We start from the raw sequence: 14,117 nt of genomic DNA on the forward strand, positions 1-14,117 counted from the left end.
TCTGCCTCCATGGGTGAGATCAAGGTGCACGAGTTCATCACCGTCGACGGGGTGTTCGAGGACCCGTCCTGGACTGTCGAATGGTGGCCGTGGGATCCGAAGATGGAAGAGGCCGTCGGCGCGCTGACCGCCTCGGCAAGCGACATCCTGCTGGGGCGCCGTACTGTCGAGATGTTCGCACCCGCGTGGTCCACCCGCACGGCAGAGGATGATCCCGGGGCTCCGTTCTTCAACGACACGCCGAAGCACGTCGTCACCTCGCGCGAGCTCGCTGTCGACTGGAACAACTCCACCGCACTCGGCACCTACGACCCGGAGTCGATCCGCAGCCTCAAGGCCCGCGCCGAGGGAAGCATCTACATCAGCGGCAGCGGGCAGCTGGTCCGGGCGCTCCTGGCCGACGGACTCGTCGACGAGCTGCACCTCTTCGTCTACCCGATCGCCCTTGGCAAGGGGCAGCGACTCTGGGGCGAGGACGGCGAGGCCGCGCGGCTGGCACTCAAGTCCTCGGAGGCGTACTCCAACGGGATTGTCCACCTCTGCTACGGCCCCGCCGCCGCGCCGGGGCAGGCCTGACGGGGCAGTTGTGGCCGCCGTGGTGGTCGTCGGGTCCCTCAACGCGGACCTGACGGTCTACTGCCGCCGACTTCCGGCGCCCGGGGAGACGATCGCGGGCACGGCCACGGAGGTCGGGCCCGGAGGAAAGGGCGCCAACCAGGCGGTGGCGGCGAGCCTGTCGGGGGCCGGCGTCGCCCTCGTCGGCGCGGTTGGGGATGACTCCAACGGCGCCATGCTCCGACATGCGGTCACGGGTGCGGGCGTGGACGCGCGCCATGTGCGCACCTTCGCGGACCAGGCCTCCGGAATGGCGATCATCACGGTTGACGATGCGGCCGAGAACACGATCGTCACCACGGCCGGCGCCAACGGGCGCCTCTCGGCACAGGACGTCGCGGAAGCCGGTGAGGTTTTCCGCGGTGCCAGAGCGGTGTGCCTGTGCCTCGAGGTGCCCCGCGAAGCGGTTCTCGCTGCCGCGCTCGCTGGCCGCGAGGCAGGTGCCACGGTCATCCTGAATGCCTCGCCCTTCGGCCCGCTCGCGTCCGAGCTCCTCGCCGCCGTCGACGTCCTGCTCGTCAACGCGCACGAGGCTTCCCAGCTGCTCGCCGGGGCGCCTCTCCCGCCGGCTTCCGCGGACGACGCCGCGTGGGCGCCGATCGCTCGCGGCCTCACCGAGGTGGGCGCGGCCAGGGCGGTCGTCACGCTGGGCGCGGGAGGCGCCGTCGTGCTCGAGGGCGAGAGGGGCGGCGCGGGCCGGGCAGGGGTCGAGAGGGTTCCGGCCCTGCCGGTCGAGCCGGTCGACACCACCGGCGCGGGGGACGCCTTCGCCGGTGCGCTCGCAGCACGCCTCGCCGCCGGAGACTCGCTTGGGGACGCCGCCCGCTACGCCGCTGTCGCCTCGGCGCTCTCAACGACCGCGAGGGGCGCCCAGAGATCGTATCCGACCCGCGAGAAGGTGGTCAGCCAGCAGCTCCCGCAGACGACGAAGGGCGGCCGCCCGCGGCTGCCATAGGCCTCCGGGGCGACCGCCCGCCGTCGTGCGTGGGCAGGTGGTGGCGCTACTTCGCGGTGAACTCCGCGTGCGCGGCGTGGGCCTCGGCCACCTTTGCCCGGATCTCTTCGATGTCCTTCACCTTGTCGCGGTACTTCTTGTCCATGGCGAGGATCGACTGCTCCTCGTCCATGAGCTCCTGGTAGACGCGCTCGCGCTCGGCAAGGTCCGCGGTGTACTCGAGGTCGAGGTAGCTCTCGGCATGGCGGCGGGCGTTGTTGACCGCGGCGTGCGCCTTGCCGGCCTTGCTGAACAGCGACGCGAAGATCGTGATGGCCAGGACGCCGATGATGACGGTGAGCGACAGGCCGGTGGTGATTTCGAAGACCGGGACATGGCTGCCGCCGTTGATGAAGAACAGCGTGTTCTCGTGCAGCGCGTGGAGGACCAGCTTCACGCCGATGAACGCGAGGATCGCGGCGAGGCCGTACGAGAGGTAGATCAGGCGGTCCAGCAGCCCGTCGAGGAGGAAGAACAGCTGCCGCAGGCCCATGAGCGAGAACGCCGTGGCCGTGAAGACGATGTACGGGTTCTGGGTGAGGCCGAAGATGGCGGGGATCGAGTCGAGGGCGAATAGGAGGTCGGTGCCGCCGATTGCCACCATGACGAGGAGCATCGGGGTCAGGACGCGCTTGCCGTTCTCGACCGTGAAGAGCTTGTCCCCGTCGTAGTGCTGCGACGTGCGGAGGAACTTGCGGGCAAGACGGATGATGAAGTTGTCCGCCTCGTCGTCGCCGGAGTCCTCGGGCTTGAGCAGGTTGCCCGCGGTGATGAGCAGGATGATGCCGAAGACGTAGAAGATCCACGAGAAGCTGTTGATCAGTGCGACGCCGAGGAAGATGAAGGCCGTGCGCGCGATGAGCGCGAAGACGATGCCGAACAGCAGCACCTTCTGCTGGTCCTCACGAGGAACCCGGAAGCTCGCCATGATCACGAGGAACACGAAGAGGTTGTCGACCGAGAGGGCCTTCTCCGTGATGAAGCCGGCGAAGTACTCGGACCCCATGGACGGGCCGCCGAAGACCAGGACCGCGATGCCGAAGAGGATGGCCGCTCCGACGTAGATCGACGACCAGACCGCTGCCTCTTTGAGCGTCGGCACGTGGGCCTTGCGGATGTGGAAGAAGTAGTCGAAAGCCAGCAGGGCCAGGATCAGAACGATCGTGACGCCCCAGACAAGTGGGGATACAGACATGGGAAGATGTCCCTTTCGCAGGTAGGCGTTATCGCCACAAGTCTCTCCACCACCCCGATGGGATGGCCGCTGCACCCGGCCGGGCTCCGGCGCCCGACGTGTTGACGTATGCAGCGCTTGGGATACTCCCCTGCGCACTTCCTAGGCTACAGGCAGGCTGCGGCCGAGGGCAAAAGCCGCCTGGGATCGGAAGGCATCCTGGATCAGAAGGGCGGCGGGGCGCAGGCTCCAGTGGCGGGTGCTGGCGACGCCACGGGAGCAGCCGTGGGTGCAGCGGGCCGGGGCCCGAGAATGTGGGTCCGGTCCGCCGGCTCGGCGGGGTACTCCTCACCGAGGAGGCTCTTCCACACAAGGTCCCCGCTGACCTTCGGCGGCTCGCCGATGTGCCTCCCGCCGTGATCCGGCATGGACCGCCTCAGGCGGAACACCGCGAGTGACTTCAGGGCGTGGTGCTTGGTGCACAGGAGGGCGAGGTTGTCTGCATCGGTTGCGCCGCCGTCCTGCCACTCGATCGTGTGGTCTATCTCGGAACGCCTCGCCGCGGCTGTGCACCCCGGGACCACGCATGTGCCGTCCCGGTACTGGATGAAGCGAACGAGTCCGGGCGGAGGCCGGTAGGTGGACCGTCCGAGTTTGACCGGGACTCCCTCGTCGTCGGTGAACAGGCGCTGCCAGGTCGGTGCGGCGGCGGCCAAGAGCCGGGCGGTGGTCGCATCGATGACGCCATAGCCGTCGAGGTAGGCCACGTCGTCGGACGCGCCGAGTGCCACCGCCAGCGGGATGTGGACCACGACTTCCGCGGCGACTCGGGAGAGCAGTTGCTCGAGCGACGGAATGGGCTCGCCGGACAGCGGGGCCTCGCTGGGCTGAGGTGCCTCGCCGACATGGCCCGCCAAGCAGAGCTGGAGGAGGGCGTCGGCCCGCAGTTGCTGGAGGGTCCGATGCTCGCCGTCGCGATCCCGTGCGGCGCGCGCGGCGCCGTCGAGGCGCTCGTAGGCCGCCCGGGCTGTCTCCGCCGGCAGGAGCGCAGACAGGACGCACATCCCGTCCTCGTCGGGCTGGAGCCACACGCGGCGGTCTTCGCGCGCAGCCTCCCTCCTCCGGGTGATCGACTCGGGATGCAGCCTCTCGCGCAGATCCCGAACGACCGAGCGGAACTCGCCCGGCGTCCGGATCCGCCCCTTCTGGGTCCGGAGGCGGGCGAGCGCCTCGATGCCGAACGCCTCGGCAACCCGTTCAGGCAGGGTCGCGGCCTGGTCGACGACCGCTCGCGCGTGCGACTCCGTGATGTCCCCAGCTGCCAGCGCCTCGTGGAGGGCCGGATGCGTGTTGACGAGTGCCACCGAGAAGGTGAGGGTGCGGGCGGCAGCCGCTTCCGAGGTGTTCTGGAGTGCCGCGATCTCTGAGACGGCGGCTGCATGGGCCACCTCTCCGCCGAGCCGTTCCGGCTGACCCTTGCGTCCTTCCAACGGATGGTCGGCGACGTGCTGGTTCTGCCTGTCGACCAGAAGCGCGCGAAGGCTTGCGCTGAATGCCTCGAACTCTGCGAGGGCGCGCAGTCCCTTGGCCACACCTGCAGGGGTGTCGAGGGCGCGGGGATCGAGCTCGATGAAGCCGTGAAGCGACTCGGGGTGCCGGGAGATGAAGGTCAGTTCACCGGCCACTCGGTCTGCGGTCCCCGCCACTCGCCCCACCCCCGGTTAGCGGGAGCTGCCCACCGCCGTCGTGCATGCCTGTCATCTTGAAATCCTGAAACTCGCCCGTGCGGGCCCGCTCGCTAGGATGGGCAGTGGCCCAACCACGCACCCCGCGTGAATCCCATCGAGCCACTGCCGAGGAGCATCAATGCCTATCGCTACCCCCGAGAAGTACGCCGAGATGATCGACTCCGCCAAGGCTGGCGGCTACGCGTTCCCGGCGGTCAATGTCACCTCGTCGCAGACGCTCAATGCCGCGATCCGCGGCTTCGCGGAGGCCGGCTCGGACGGCATCGTCCAGGTCTCCACCGGCGGTGCGGCCTACTGGTCCGGCGCGTCGGTGAAGGACATGGTGGTCGGCTCGCTGGGCTTCGCGGCGTTCGCCCGCGAGATCGCCAAGAGCTACGACGTGAACATCGCCCTGCACACGGACCACTGCCCCAAGGACAAGCTCGACAGCTTCGTCCTGCCGCTGCTGGAGGCCTCCGAGGCCGAGGTCAAGGCCGGCCGCGACCCGCTCTTCAACTCGCACATGTGGGACGGCTCCGCCGAGACCCTCGAGGAGAACCTGCGCATCGCCAAGGAGCTCCTGCCCCGCACGGCCGCGGCGAAGATGATCCTCGAGGTTGAGATCGGCGCGGTCGGCGGCGAGGAGGACGGCGTCGAGAATGCCATCAATGAGAAGCTCTACACGACCGTCGCCGACGGTCTCGCCACGGTCGACGCGCTGGGCGCCGGCGAGAACGGCCGCTACATCACTGCCCTGACGTTCGGCAACGTCCACGGCGTCTACAAGCCGGGCAACGTCAAGCTCCGCCCCGAGATCCTCAAGGACATCCAGGCTCAGGTCGGGGCGAAGATCGGCAAGGACAACCCGTTCGACCTCGTCTTCCACGGCGGCTCCGGCTCCTCCGAGCAGGAGATCGCGGACGCCGTCTCCTACGGCGTGATCAAGATGAACATCGACACCGACACCCAGTACGCCTTCACCCGCCCGGTGGCAGGGCACATGTTCGCCAACTACGACGGCGTGCTCAAGGTCGACGGCGAGGTGGGCAACAAGAAGACCTACGACCCCCGCGTGTGGGGCGCCCTCGCCGAGGCTGGCATGGCCGCGCGCGTGGTCGAGGCCGCCCAGCAGCTCGGCTCCGCCGGCAAGTCCGTCAAGTAGGCCGGGCGCAGGGGCAGCGATGAGCGAGACATTCCGCACCAACCTCCTCGGCCCCGAGCCCACGAGGCTTCCCGCCGAGGACGAGGTCTACCAAGGACTCGCCCTCGGCCGGCCGGCCCTCGACCTGGTGGCCAGGCATCCCGAGTCGTCCCTCCTGTGGGCCGTCCTCGCTGAGGAGGCCTGGGATGAGGGCCGCACGATCGAGTCCTACGCCTTCGCCCGAGTCGGCTACCACCGCGGCCTCGACGCGCTGCGCCGGAGCGGCTGGCGCGGCGCCGGGCCCGTTCCGTGGGAGCACGAGCCGAACCGCGGGTTCCTCCGCGCGCTCTACGCGCTCGGACGGGCGGCCTCCGCGATCGGCGAGGAGGGCGAGCCCGAGCGGATTGCCGCCTTCCTCGAGGGCTCCGACCCCACGGCGAAAGCCGCCATCGAGGGCGCAGCCAGCTAGGGCCAGACAGCGCTAGGGCAGGACAACGCACGACGGCGCGTGGCCGGCTTCCCGAAGGAAGCCGGCCACGCGCTTTTCGTACCCAGGTTGCTAGGCCACTGTCGCCGGAGCAGCGACGGCCGCGGCGCGACGCCGGGAGTCACGGGCGGCGACGACGCCCAGGAGCACGGCGGAGATGAGCGCGGCTCCGCCGAAGAGGAGGAAGTTCATCGACGGCGGAACCGTCTTGCTGGCCAGCATGAGCCCGGAGAGCTGCGGCGCGAGCACGGCGCCGATGCGGCCCACGCCGAGGGCCCAGCCGAGTGCGGTGCCGCGCAGCGCGCTCGGGTAGTGCGAAGCGATCGCGCCGATGACGAGCGACTGGGTGCCGTGGGTCCCGACGCCGGCGATGACGAGGGCCGCGTAGACGAAGGCCGTGTTCGATGCCGGCGCCACGAGGAGCGCGACGAGGGCTGCGCCTGCGAGGAACGCGGCAACCACCGAGACCTTCACCGTGCCGAACTTGTCACCGGCCCACGCCGTGATGATCGACCCGGCGACGGCGCCGAGGTTGAGCGCGATGGTGAAGGTCAGCGCCGGGCCGAGATCGGAGCCGGAATCACGCATGATCTTGGGCAGCTGCGTCCCCAGGCCGTACCAGGCGAACAGGGTGAAGAGCGTCGACGCCGCGAACAGGACCGAGAGGAACGCGAAGCCGCTGCCGAAGAGGCCGCGGAAGCCGCTGCGCGGCGTCGTGCTCTCTGCGGTGGACGGTGCGGACGAAGCTGCGGGGGAGGCGCCGGCCTCGTGCGCGGACGAGCCGAGGGTCTCGGGGAAGTACTTCAGGCCCAGCGGAACGAATACGGCAAGCGGGATGATCGCCACGAGGAACATCGACGGCCATCCGAAGGACGGGACCATCCAGAGGCCGAGCAGGGCCGCGGCGGTGCCGCCGATCGGAACGCCCGACATCATGAGGGTGGCCATCGAGCCGCGCCACTTCGAGGGGATGAGCTCCGCCGCCATCGCGTTCGCGGAGGGGACGAGGCCGCCGAGCCCGAGGCCGGCGACGAGTCGCAGCGCGGCGAAGACGGCGGCGTTGGGGGCGAACGCGCACAGGACGGTCGCGACGGAGAAGATGACCGTGCACAGGACGATGGCCTTCCGGCGTCCCCACGTGTCCGACAGCCGGCCCGCGAAGACCGCGCCGACCATCATGCCGATGAAGGCCATCGAGCCGATCGTGCCGGCCGAGGCGGCGTTGAGGCCCCAACCGGTGGACTCGATGAGGTTGTTCTGGACGGTGCCGTAGACGATGAGGTCATAGCCGTCGAAGACGACCATGGCCCAGCAGATGATGACGGCGATGACGGCATTGCCTCGCCGGGGTGATGAGCCGGGACGGGTCTGGCCGGCCTCGTTGCCGGACGCGGGAGTGGTAACGCTAGAGGACATGCATCTCAGGATGAGGTGCCCCGCCTCACACAGGCCATAGAATTCTGTTGTGCAGAAGTTCCAGATCGTCAAGAAGCCCGCCTACGCGATCGAGTCCGTCGACAACGCCCTCCAGCTCATCCTCCTGCTGCAGGAAAGCGGGGCCATCCGAGTCAACGAGGCGGCCGAGCGGCTGGGCGTGGCGCCGTCGACCGCGCACAGGCTCCTCGCGACGCTCGTCTACCGCGGCTTCGCCGCGCAGGACGAAGCGCGGCGCTACACCGCCGGCCCCGTGCTCTCGGGGGCGTCGCGGCATGGGCGGCTCCAGGAGGTGGTCGCCCTCGCCGCGCCTCACCTCGAGGAGCTTGCCGCGACGGTGGGGGAGACCGTCAACATCATGGTCAGGTTCGGCACGAGCGTGCGGTTCCTGATGAGCGCGGAGTCGCGCCAACTGCTGCGCGTGGGGGACCGGACAGGCACGGTGCTGCCGGCCAGCCTCTCCTCCGGCGGCAAGGCGATGCTCGCGACGCTCGACCTCGGGACCCTTCGCCAGCTGTACATGGGCCGGGGCGCGCGGATGTCCGGCGAACAGCTCGGGGAAGACGCGTTCCGCGCGCTCGAGGCGGAGCTCGCGACCGTGCGCGAGACCGGTGTTGCCGTCAACATCGGCCGCACTGAGGCGGACATCGCAGCGATGGGCGCAGCCGTCCTCCAGTACGACGCCGGAGGGTCACCTCGCCGCGCCTGGCTCGGGCTCTCGATCAGCACGCCCCGCTCCCGCGCCTCGGTGCTCGAGGAGCCCGCGACGCGCGACGCTCTCCGTGCGTGCTGCGCCGCCGTCGCGGCTGCCCTGAACGACGCCGGCATCACCGAGCCGCGCTAGGTTCTGCTGGCCGGAACCCGGCGCGCTGCCGCGGAGCTACTTGGCGCAGGCCTCCGGATCGGCGTCGGTGCCGGGGAAGAGGACGACCTGGCCGTCGCGGACCTCGACCCGGTGCGTGCGCGTGTCCTCGGTGGCCGGGAGGCAGGTCACCTTGCCCGTGCGGAGGTTGAAGCTCGACGAGTGGAGCGGGCACTCGACTTCCTCGCCCTCGATCCAGCCCTCCGCCAGGGAGGCCTCCTCGTGGGTGCAGGTGTCGTTGAGCGCGAAGAAGCAGCCCGTCTCCGCATGGAAGACGGCGATCGCCTCGCTGAAGCCGGACTCCTCGGGTTCCACGACCTTGGCGGTGCCCTCTTCGATCTCATCGGTGCCGCCGACCACGATTCCTTCGCTCATGCGCCCAACTCTATCGACCAGGGGCTCGCCGGGCGACGAGGGGGACGGGCCGGCGGAATTTTGGCAAGACTGTTGACTTCGGACATTTGAAACCGTTTCATTGAGTAAATCCGAAATGCCCCAGATCACAGTGAAGTGTTCTGGACATCACAGATCCTCACCGCAGGTTTCCGGTCATCACCGTCAAGGAGTCCCATGCACCCGCTCGCCGTCGACCCGGGGTCCACCGACATCACCCCCGTGTCCTTCCACCCGCTCCTGTGGATCGCCGCAGCGGGCGTCTTCGCCGTGATCATCCTCCAGTCCGTGATCTACCTGCGGGCCATCCGCAAGGCGGCACCCGAGGCCAACCTGACGAACGCCCAGGTGACCGGGTCCGTCCGCCGTGGCGCCATCGCGGCGATCGGACCGTCCCTCGCGGTTGCCCTCGTGGCGATCTCCCTCCTGCCGCTCTTCTCGACGCCCGCGGTCCTCACCCGCATCGGCCTCGTGGGCTCGGCCGCGTTCGACGTCGCCGCGGCAGGCATCGCCGCCGGCAGCCAGCACGCCCAGCTCGGCGGCCCGACCTACACCCAGAAGGTCTTCGCGATCGGCTTCGCGGCCATGACCCTCGGCGGCCTGGTCTGGATGCTCACCGCCCTCGTCCTCACGCCGATCCTGTCGAAGGGCGACAAGACGCTGCGCAAGGTCAACCCCGCCGTCATGACGATCGTGCCCGCCGCCGCGCTCCTCGGCGCCTTCTTCTCGCTGGCGCTCGCCGAGACGGTCAAGTCCCCGATCCACATCGTCACGCTCCTGTCCTCAGCGGGGGTCATGGGGCTCTGCCTCCTCGGGGCCAAGTACTTCAAGAAGCCGTGGCTGCGCGAATGGGGTCTCGGGATCGCAATCCTCGTCGCCCTCGTCATCGCCTACCTCGTGACCGCCAAGTAAGAGCCAGGAGAGAACCATGTCCACCCAGACCAGCACCCGGCTCAGCGGGCTCGCCCAGTTCGACCGCACCACGTCCATCTGGGGCCCGATCACCCTCGGCCTCGGCTTCCTCATCTCCCTCGGCGCTGCGCTCTTCGCCGCGTTCGGCACCGGCCTCGGCATCACGGGCGGCGAACTGTGGACGGCTGTCGGCCTTGTCGTCGCGACGTTCGGCGTGATCGCCGTCATCGAGCCCATCTCGTACTACCCGGTCCTCGGCCGGTCGGCCATGTACCAGGCCTTCATGATCGGCAACATCGCCAACAAGCTCCTGCCCTCCGCCCTCGTGGCACAGGCGGACCTCGACGAGAAGCCCGGCACGCGACGGGCCGAGCTCATCGCCGGAGCGGCCATCATCGGGGCAGCCTTCATCCACATCGTCACCCTCGTGATCCTGGTCGGGGTCCTCGGCACGTGGCTCGTGGGCGTCCTCCCGCCGGGCCTGGTTGCGGTCGCCCGTCTCTACATCCTCCCGGCGGTCTTCGGCGCGGTCACTGTGCAGGCCGTGGTGACGATGAAGAACATGCGCATCACGATCGTCGCAGCCGTCGTCGCCGCGCTCATCACCTACGTGCTCATCCCGCTGGTTCCGGCCCTGAGCTTCTACGGGACCCTCCTGGCCGTGGCCGCGACGATCATCCTCGCGTGGTTCGCCCGCTCCCGCGCCGCGGACGGGCAGCCCTCCGCCGCCGCCTCGTCCGTCGGGCACTGACGACAGCCCCACCGCGCCCGTGCCGCGCACCGACTTCAAGCAGAGAGGAAACACCATGACCGAGGCGACCACCGTTGCCCTGACCTCCACGATCGAGGTCCCGGAAGCATTCATCGAGGAACACATCGCGCTGTACAAGGCGTTCCACCGCGCGCCCGAGCTCTCCTCGGCCGAGCACCGGACCGCCGAGTCGATCGAGGCCCGGCTCACCGCGCTCGGCATCGAGCACTTCCGCTGCGGGAGCACCGGCGTCGTCGGGATCCTGCGCAACGGCGACGGCCCCGTGGTCGGATTCCGCGCCGACACGGACGGCCTGCCGATCGCCGAGGAGACCGGCCTCGACTACGCGAGCACCGCCACCGGCACCCTGCCGGACGGGAGCGAAGCACCGGTCATGCACGGCTGCGGCCATGACACCCACATCACCGCGGCGCTCGCCGCCGCCCAGTACCTCACGGAACGCCCCGAGGAGTGGGCAGGAACCCTCGTGCTGATCTTCCAGCCGGGCGAGGAGACCGCTTGGGGCGCCAAGGAGATGGTCGACGACGGGCTGTGGGACCGCGCGCCGCGACCCGAGATCGTGCTCGCCCAGCACGTCATGCCGCAGGAGGCAGGGACGTTCTGGCTCAGGGGAGGCAACATGGCCAGCCTCGCCGACTCGTGGCGGGTCACGGTGCGCGGACGCCAGGCGCACGGCTCCCAGCCGGAGAAGTCGCTCGACCCGATCGTCGCCGCCTCCGCGATGGTGCTGCGCCTTCAGACCATCGTCTCGCGGGAGCTCCCGCCGACCACGCCCGCTGTCGTCACGGTCGGCACCTTCCATGCCGGGCTGAAGGAGAACATCATCCCGGAGACCGCCGAATTCAGCCTCAACGTGCGCACTCCGGACGAGGACACCCGCGAGCGGGTCCTGTCCGCGATTCGGCGCATCATCTCCGCCGAGGCTCTGGCCTCGGGCATCGAGGACCCGGCGATCGTGGAGATCAACCGCTTCCCGCGCCTCTTCAACGACGAGGAGCACGCCGCGCGCGTCGCCGCCGCGCTGCGTGCAGGCTTCGGCGAGGACGCCGTTGCCGAAAGCCCCCTCGGCATGGGTTCGGAGGACGCCGGATGGCTCAGCGACGCCATCGGCGTCCCTGGCGTCTTCTGGTCCTTCGGGGCCTTCCCCGCGGATGAGTTCACCGACGGCCGCACCCCGGCCGGAAACCACTCGCCGCAGTTCGCGCCGGACGCCGAGCTCGCGGTCGTCAACGGCACCGGCGCCGCACTCACCGGCCTGCTCGCCTACCTCGGACGGTAGCCCCACCCCACCCGGGGCGCACGACGGCGGCCGCCCACCCGCCGTCGTGCGCCCCCACTCCCGCTTCCTGACAGGATGGGGCCATGCTCGACGACCTCGACCGACAGATAGTGGCGGCACTCATCCGCAACGGCAGGGCGCCGTGGCGGCTCGTCGCCGAGGTCCTCGGCCAGCAGGAGCGGACCGTTGCCCGCCGCGGGAACCGCCTGCTGGCGTCTGGGGTCGTGCGGGTCCAGTCGTTCCCGAACCCGGCCGCGCTGGCGCCTGTGGACCTCTACATGCTCCGGGTGGCGGCGGCGCCCGGAGCGCTGCGGGGCATCGGTGCGTGGCTCGCCGACCGTCCCGAGACCCACTGGGTCAGCGCCCTCTCGCGCGCCAGCGAATGCATCGTAGAGCTCTTCGCGGGGCAGGAGGAGATCGGGCCGCTGCTGTACCACGACCTTGCGCAGGTCGACGGCGTGCGGGACGTCTCCCTGGAGCCGATCTTCGAGTACTACCGCACCGTCTCCGGCTGGCGTCCCGATCTGCTCACGCGCGAGCAGTACGACGCGCTCAGCCCCTCCGAGCTTCCCCAGTACGTCACGCGCTACGAGGACCTCGGCATGCCCCGCCTCGACGAGCCGAACCAGGCCCTCGTGGACATCCTGAGGACCAACGGCCGGGCCACCATCGAGGAACTCGCCGCCGGCCTCTCCGTCTCCAAGGCGACCGCGAGCCGGCGGCTTGAGGCACTCATCGCCTCGGGGGGCGTGTACGTCCGCGCGATCCTGGACCCGTCCTCGATCGGCTACCCCTTCGAGGCATTCCTCACGGTCCGCACCTCTCCCGGGGACGTCGACGCGGTGGGTGCCTACGTCGCAGAACTCCCCACGACCCGCTGGGCGGCCAACGTCTCGGGCCAACTGCTCGTCCAGACCGCCGCCCGGTCCGTCGTCGAGCTCCGCTCGGTGGTCGAGGGGATCGAGGGGCGGCCCGGCGTTCTCGGGGTTCAGCTCTCCCTCTACGCGGAGATCTTCAAGCGCAGCACGGTCGCCTACGTGGACGGGAGGCTGCCGGCGGTGGCCGCTGACTGACCGGCCCGCGCTGATTGACGGCTTCCCCGTGCGGGATCCGATGCGGCCGGGGGCGCCGTGGACTCGCGCACCACGAGCTCGGTCGCGAGCTCAACGCGATGGGAGTCGAGCGGCTCGCCGTGGGCCTGGCGCAGGACCGAGCGGAGCGCCGACCGCCCCATCTTCTGGAGCGGTTGGGAGACCGAGGTGAGCGCCGGCACGGCGTCCTCTGCCTGGGCGGTGCCGTCGAAGCCCACCAGACTCAGGTCCTCGGGCACTCGGATGCCCTGACGGCGCGCCTCCCGCAGCACGCCGACGGCGATGCTGTCGCTTGCAGCGAAGATCGCTGTAGGCCGTTCGGGAAGGGACAGCAGCCGCTTGAGACCCTCGATGCCGTGCTCGCTGCGGAATTTCCCATGCACGATGCACTCCGGCCTCACAGCGATTCCGTGGGACATGAGAACCGACATGTAGCCGTGCAGGCGGGCCTGGTTGCACTCCGCGCCTTCAGGGCCGCCGAGGTACCCGATCCTCTCGTGCCCCAGCGCCACCAGGTGCTCGGCCGCGGCCTTGCCGCCGGCCCAGTTCGTGGCACCGACGCTCACCACGTCGGACGGCGGCGGGTTCTGCGGGTCGATGACGACGACCGGGATCCCGTGCCGGCGGAAGGCCGACAGCTGCGCCTCGCTGAAGGCCGAGGTCACGACGATCAGGCCAGCACGCCCCTGGTCGAGCATCCTCTGGGCGCGGCGTTCTGGGCCGAGACCCGCGCTGGGTGTTCCGCCGGTGACGCTGACCATCACTTCGACACCTGCGACGGCGGCGTAGTCGAGGATCCCGGTGAGGACATCCGTGGTGTAGGCCGACGTGAGCGCATCGAGGGCCACCTCGACCACATCCGGTCCGGGCGCTGCAACCCGGCGCTGGGCCGGTGAGGAGTAGCCCACCTTGGCGAGCGCAGCCAGGACCTTCTCCCTCGTCTCCGGAGCGACGTCGTCGCGGCCGTTGACCACCTTGGAGACGGTGGGCGCTGAGACGCCGGCGAGACGGGCGACTTCCGCCAGAGTGGACTTGGCCTTGGTCGCCGTCCTCGTCGCGGGTGCCATCGGCCTGCCCCAATCTTTCGAAAGTTTTCGTTGGGTCCAGTCTGGGAGGAGAAGGGCCCCGGGTCAACCGACCTTTCGTATAGCTCCTGAACTTTTTCCGGATTTCCGTTGACCGTGACACACGTCACCCCGTAGCGTGGCAGTGCACCGCCGAAAGTAATTCGAAACT

Annotated in this window: 14 protein-coding genes; 9 read left to right on the forward strand and 5 right to left on the reverse strand. The window is 69.6% G+C overall.

The annotated features are described in order from the left end of the window. Positions 1–9 precede the first annotated feature (9 nt). Both CGQ25_RS00985 and CGQ25_RS00990 read left to right on the forward strand, forming a co-directional pair. Positions 10–576, forward strand: coding sequence for a dihydrofolate reductase family protein (locus CGQ25_RS00985; RefSeq protein ID WP_208711399.1), 567 nt, complete (start codon positions 10–12; stop codon positions 574–576). A gap of 10 nt (positions 577–586) precedes the next feature. Beyond that, positions 587–1,570, forward strand: coding sequence for a ribokinase (locus CGQ25_RS00990; protein ID WP_208711400.1), 984 nt, complete (start codon positions 587–589; stop codon positions 1,568–1,570). A 46-nt stretch (positions 1,571–1,616) separates the two neighbouring features. Here the strand turns inward: CGQ25_RS00990 and CGQ25_RS00995 are convergent, their stop codons facing one another. Then, complete coding sequence (locus tag CGQ25_RS00995; protein WP_208711401.1) at positions 1,617–2,804, reverse strand: TerC family protein; 1,188 nt, start codon at positions 2,802–2,804, stop codon at positions 1,617–1,619. A gap of 203 nt (positions 2,805–3,007) precedes the next feature. Then, a complete protein-coding gene (locus CGQ25_RS01000) occupies positions 3,008–4,468 on the reverse strand; it encodes an HNH endonuclease signature motif containing protein (protein WP_208711402.1) in 1,461 nt (486 codons plus the stop codon). Positions 4,469–4,649: 181 nt separating this feature from the next. Here CGQ25_RS01000 and fbaA point away from each other — a divergent pair, with 181 nt between their 5' ends. Beyond that, the gene (fbaA, locus tag CGQ25_RS01005; RefSeq protein ID WP_208711403.1) at positions 4,650–5,672 is read left to right on the forward strand and encodes a class II fructose-bisphosphate aldolase; all 1,023 of its coding nucleotides are present in this window, start codon (positions 4,650–4,652) and stop codon (positions 5,670–5,672) included. Positions 5,673–5,691: 19 nt separating this feature from the next. After that, a complete protein-coding gene (locus CGQ25_RS01010; protein WP_208711404.1) occupies positions 5,692–6,120 on the forward strand; it encodes a DUF3151 domain-containing protein in 429 nt (142 codons plus the stop codon). Between the two features lie 90 nt (positions 6,121–6,210). Here the strand turns inward: CGQ25_RS01010 and CGQ25_RS01015 are convergent, their stop codons facing one another. Beyond that, the gene (locus tag CGQ25_RS01015) at positions 6,211–7,554 is read right to left on the reverse strand and encodes an aromatic acid/H+ symport family MFS transporter (protein WP_208711405.1); all 1,344 of its coding nucleotides are present in this window, start codon (positions 7,552–7,554) and stop codon (positions 6,211–6,213) included. A gap of 49 nt (positions 7,555–7,603) precedes the next feature. Here CGQ25_RS01015 and CGQ25_RS01020 point away from each other — a divergent pair, with 49 nt between their 5' ends. Continuing rightward, the gene (locus CGQ25_RS01020) at positions 7,604–8,416 is read left to right on the forward strand and encodes an IclR family transcriptional regulator (protein WP_208711406.1); all 813 of its coding nucleotides are present in this window, start codon (positions 7,604–7,606) and stop codon (positions 8,414–8,416) included. 36 nt (positions 8,417–8,452) lie between these two features. On the opposite strand, the gene CGQ25_RS01025 is transcribed toward CGQ25_RS01020, so the two are convergent. Beyond that, positions 8,453–8,809, reverse strand: a complete 357-nt coding sequence (locus tag CGQ25_RS01025) for a non-heme iron oxygenase ferredoxin subunit (RefSeq protein ID WP_208711407.1) — start codon at positions 8,807–8,809, stop codon at positions 8,453–8,455. 195 nt (positions 8,810–9,004) lie between these two features. Here CGQ25_RS01025 and CGQ25_RS01030 point away from each other — a divergent pair, with 195 nt between their 5' ends. The 4 genes from CGQ25_RS01030 to CGQ25_RS01045 all read left to right on the forward strand — a co-directional run bounded on the left by CGQ25_RS01030 (position 9,005) and on the right by CGQ25_RS01045 (position 12,863). Continuing rightward, a complete protein-coding gene (locus CGQ25_RS01030; protein ID WP_208711408.1) occupies positions 9,005–9,739 on the forward strand; it encodes a DUF5058 family protein in 735 nt (244 codons plus the stop codon). Between the two features lie 16 nt (positions 9,740–9,755). Continuing rightward, complete coding sequence (locus CGQ25_RS01035; RefSeq protein ID WP_208711409.1) at positions 9,756–10,490, forward strand: hypothetical protein; 735 nt, start codon at positions 9,756–9,758, stop codon at positions 10,488–10,490. Between the two features lie 55 nt (positions 10,491–10,545). Then, on the forward strand, positions 10,546–11,790 hold the full coding sequence (locus tag CGQ25_RS01040; protein WP_208711410.1) for an amidohydrolase: 1,245 nt from the start codon (positions 10,546–10,548) through the stop codon (positions 11,788–11,790). 83 nt (positions 11,791–11,873) lie between these two features. Next, complete coding sequence (locus CGQ25_RS01045) at positions 11,874–12,863, forward strand: Lrp/AsnC family transcriptional regulator (protein WP_208711411.1); 990 nt, start codon at positions 11,874–11,876, stop codon at positions 12,861–12,863. On the opposite strand, the gene CGQ25_RS01050 is transcribed toward CGQ25_RS01045, so the two are convergent. Beyond that, positions 12,824–13,948 (reverse strand): LacI family DNA-binding transcriptional regulator, encoded by a 1,125-nt coding sequence (locus tag CGQ25_RS01050; RefSeq protein ID WP_208711412.1) that lies wholly within the window; start codon positions 13,946–13,948, stop codon positions 12,824–12,826. The genes CGQ25_RS01045 and CGQ25_RS01050 overlap by 40 nt on opposite strands. Positions 13,949–14,117: the final 169 nt, after the last annotated feature.

The sequence above is a fragment of the Sinomonas sp. R1AF57 genome (genome assembly GCF_002224485.1).
GTDB lineage: Bacteria > Actinomycetota > Actinomycetes > Actinomycetales > Micrococcaceae > Sinomonas > Sinomonas flava.

Excerpts from the sequence above, each read along its gene's own strand:
- CGQ25_RS00985 (WP_208711399.1), top strand. The coding sequence starts at position 10 with ATGGGTGAGATCAAGGTGCACGAGTTCATCACCGTCGACGGGGTGTTC.
- CGQ25_RS00995 (WP_208711401.1), bottom strand. The coding sequence starts at position 2,804 with ATGTCTGTATCCCCACTTGTCTGGGGCGTCACGATCGTTCTGATCCTG.
- fbaA (WP_208711403.1), top strand. The coding sequence starts at position 4,650 with ATGCCTATCGCTACCCCCGAGAAGTACGCCGAGATGATCGACTCCGCC.
- CGQ25_RS01010 (WP_208711404.1), top strand. The coding sequence starts at position 5,692 with ATGAGCGAGACATTCCGCACCAACCTCCTCGGCCCCGAGCCCACGAGG.
- CGQ25_RS01015 (WP_208711405.1), bottom strand. The coding sequence starts at position 7,554 with ATGTCCTCTAGCGTTACCACTCCCGCGTCCGGCAACGAGGCCGGCCAG.
- CGQ25_RS01025 (WP_208711407.1), bottom strand. The coding sequence starts at position 8,809 with ATGAGCGAAGGAATCGTGGTCGGCGGCACCGATGAGATCGAAGAGGGC.
- CGQ25_RS01030 (WP_208711408.1), top strand. The coding sequence starts at position 9,005 with ATGCACCCGCTCGCCGTCGACCCGGGGTCCACCGACATCACCCCCGTG.
- CGQ25_RS01035 (WP_208711409.1), top strand. The coding sequence starts at position 9,756 with ATGTCCACCCAGACCAGCACCCGGCTCAGCGGGCTCGCCCAGTTCGAC.
- CGQ25_RS01040 (WP_208711410.1), top strand. The coding sequence starts at position 10,546 with ATGACCGAGGCGACCACCGTTGCCCTGACCTCCACGATCGAGGTCCCG.
- CGQ25_RS01045 (WP_208711411.1), top strand. The coding sequence starts at position 11,874 with ATGCTCGACGACCTCGACCGACAGATAGTGGCGGCACTCATCCGCAAC.
- CGQ25_RS01050 (WP_208711412.1), bottom strand. The coding sequence starts at position 13,948 with ATGGCACCCGCGACGAGGACGGCGACCAAGGCCAAGTCCACTCTGGCG.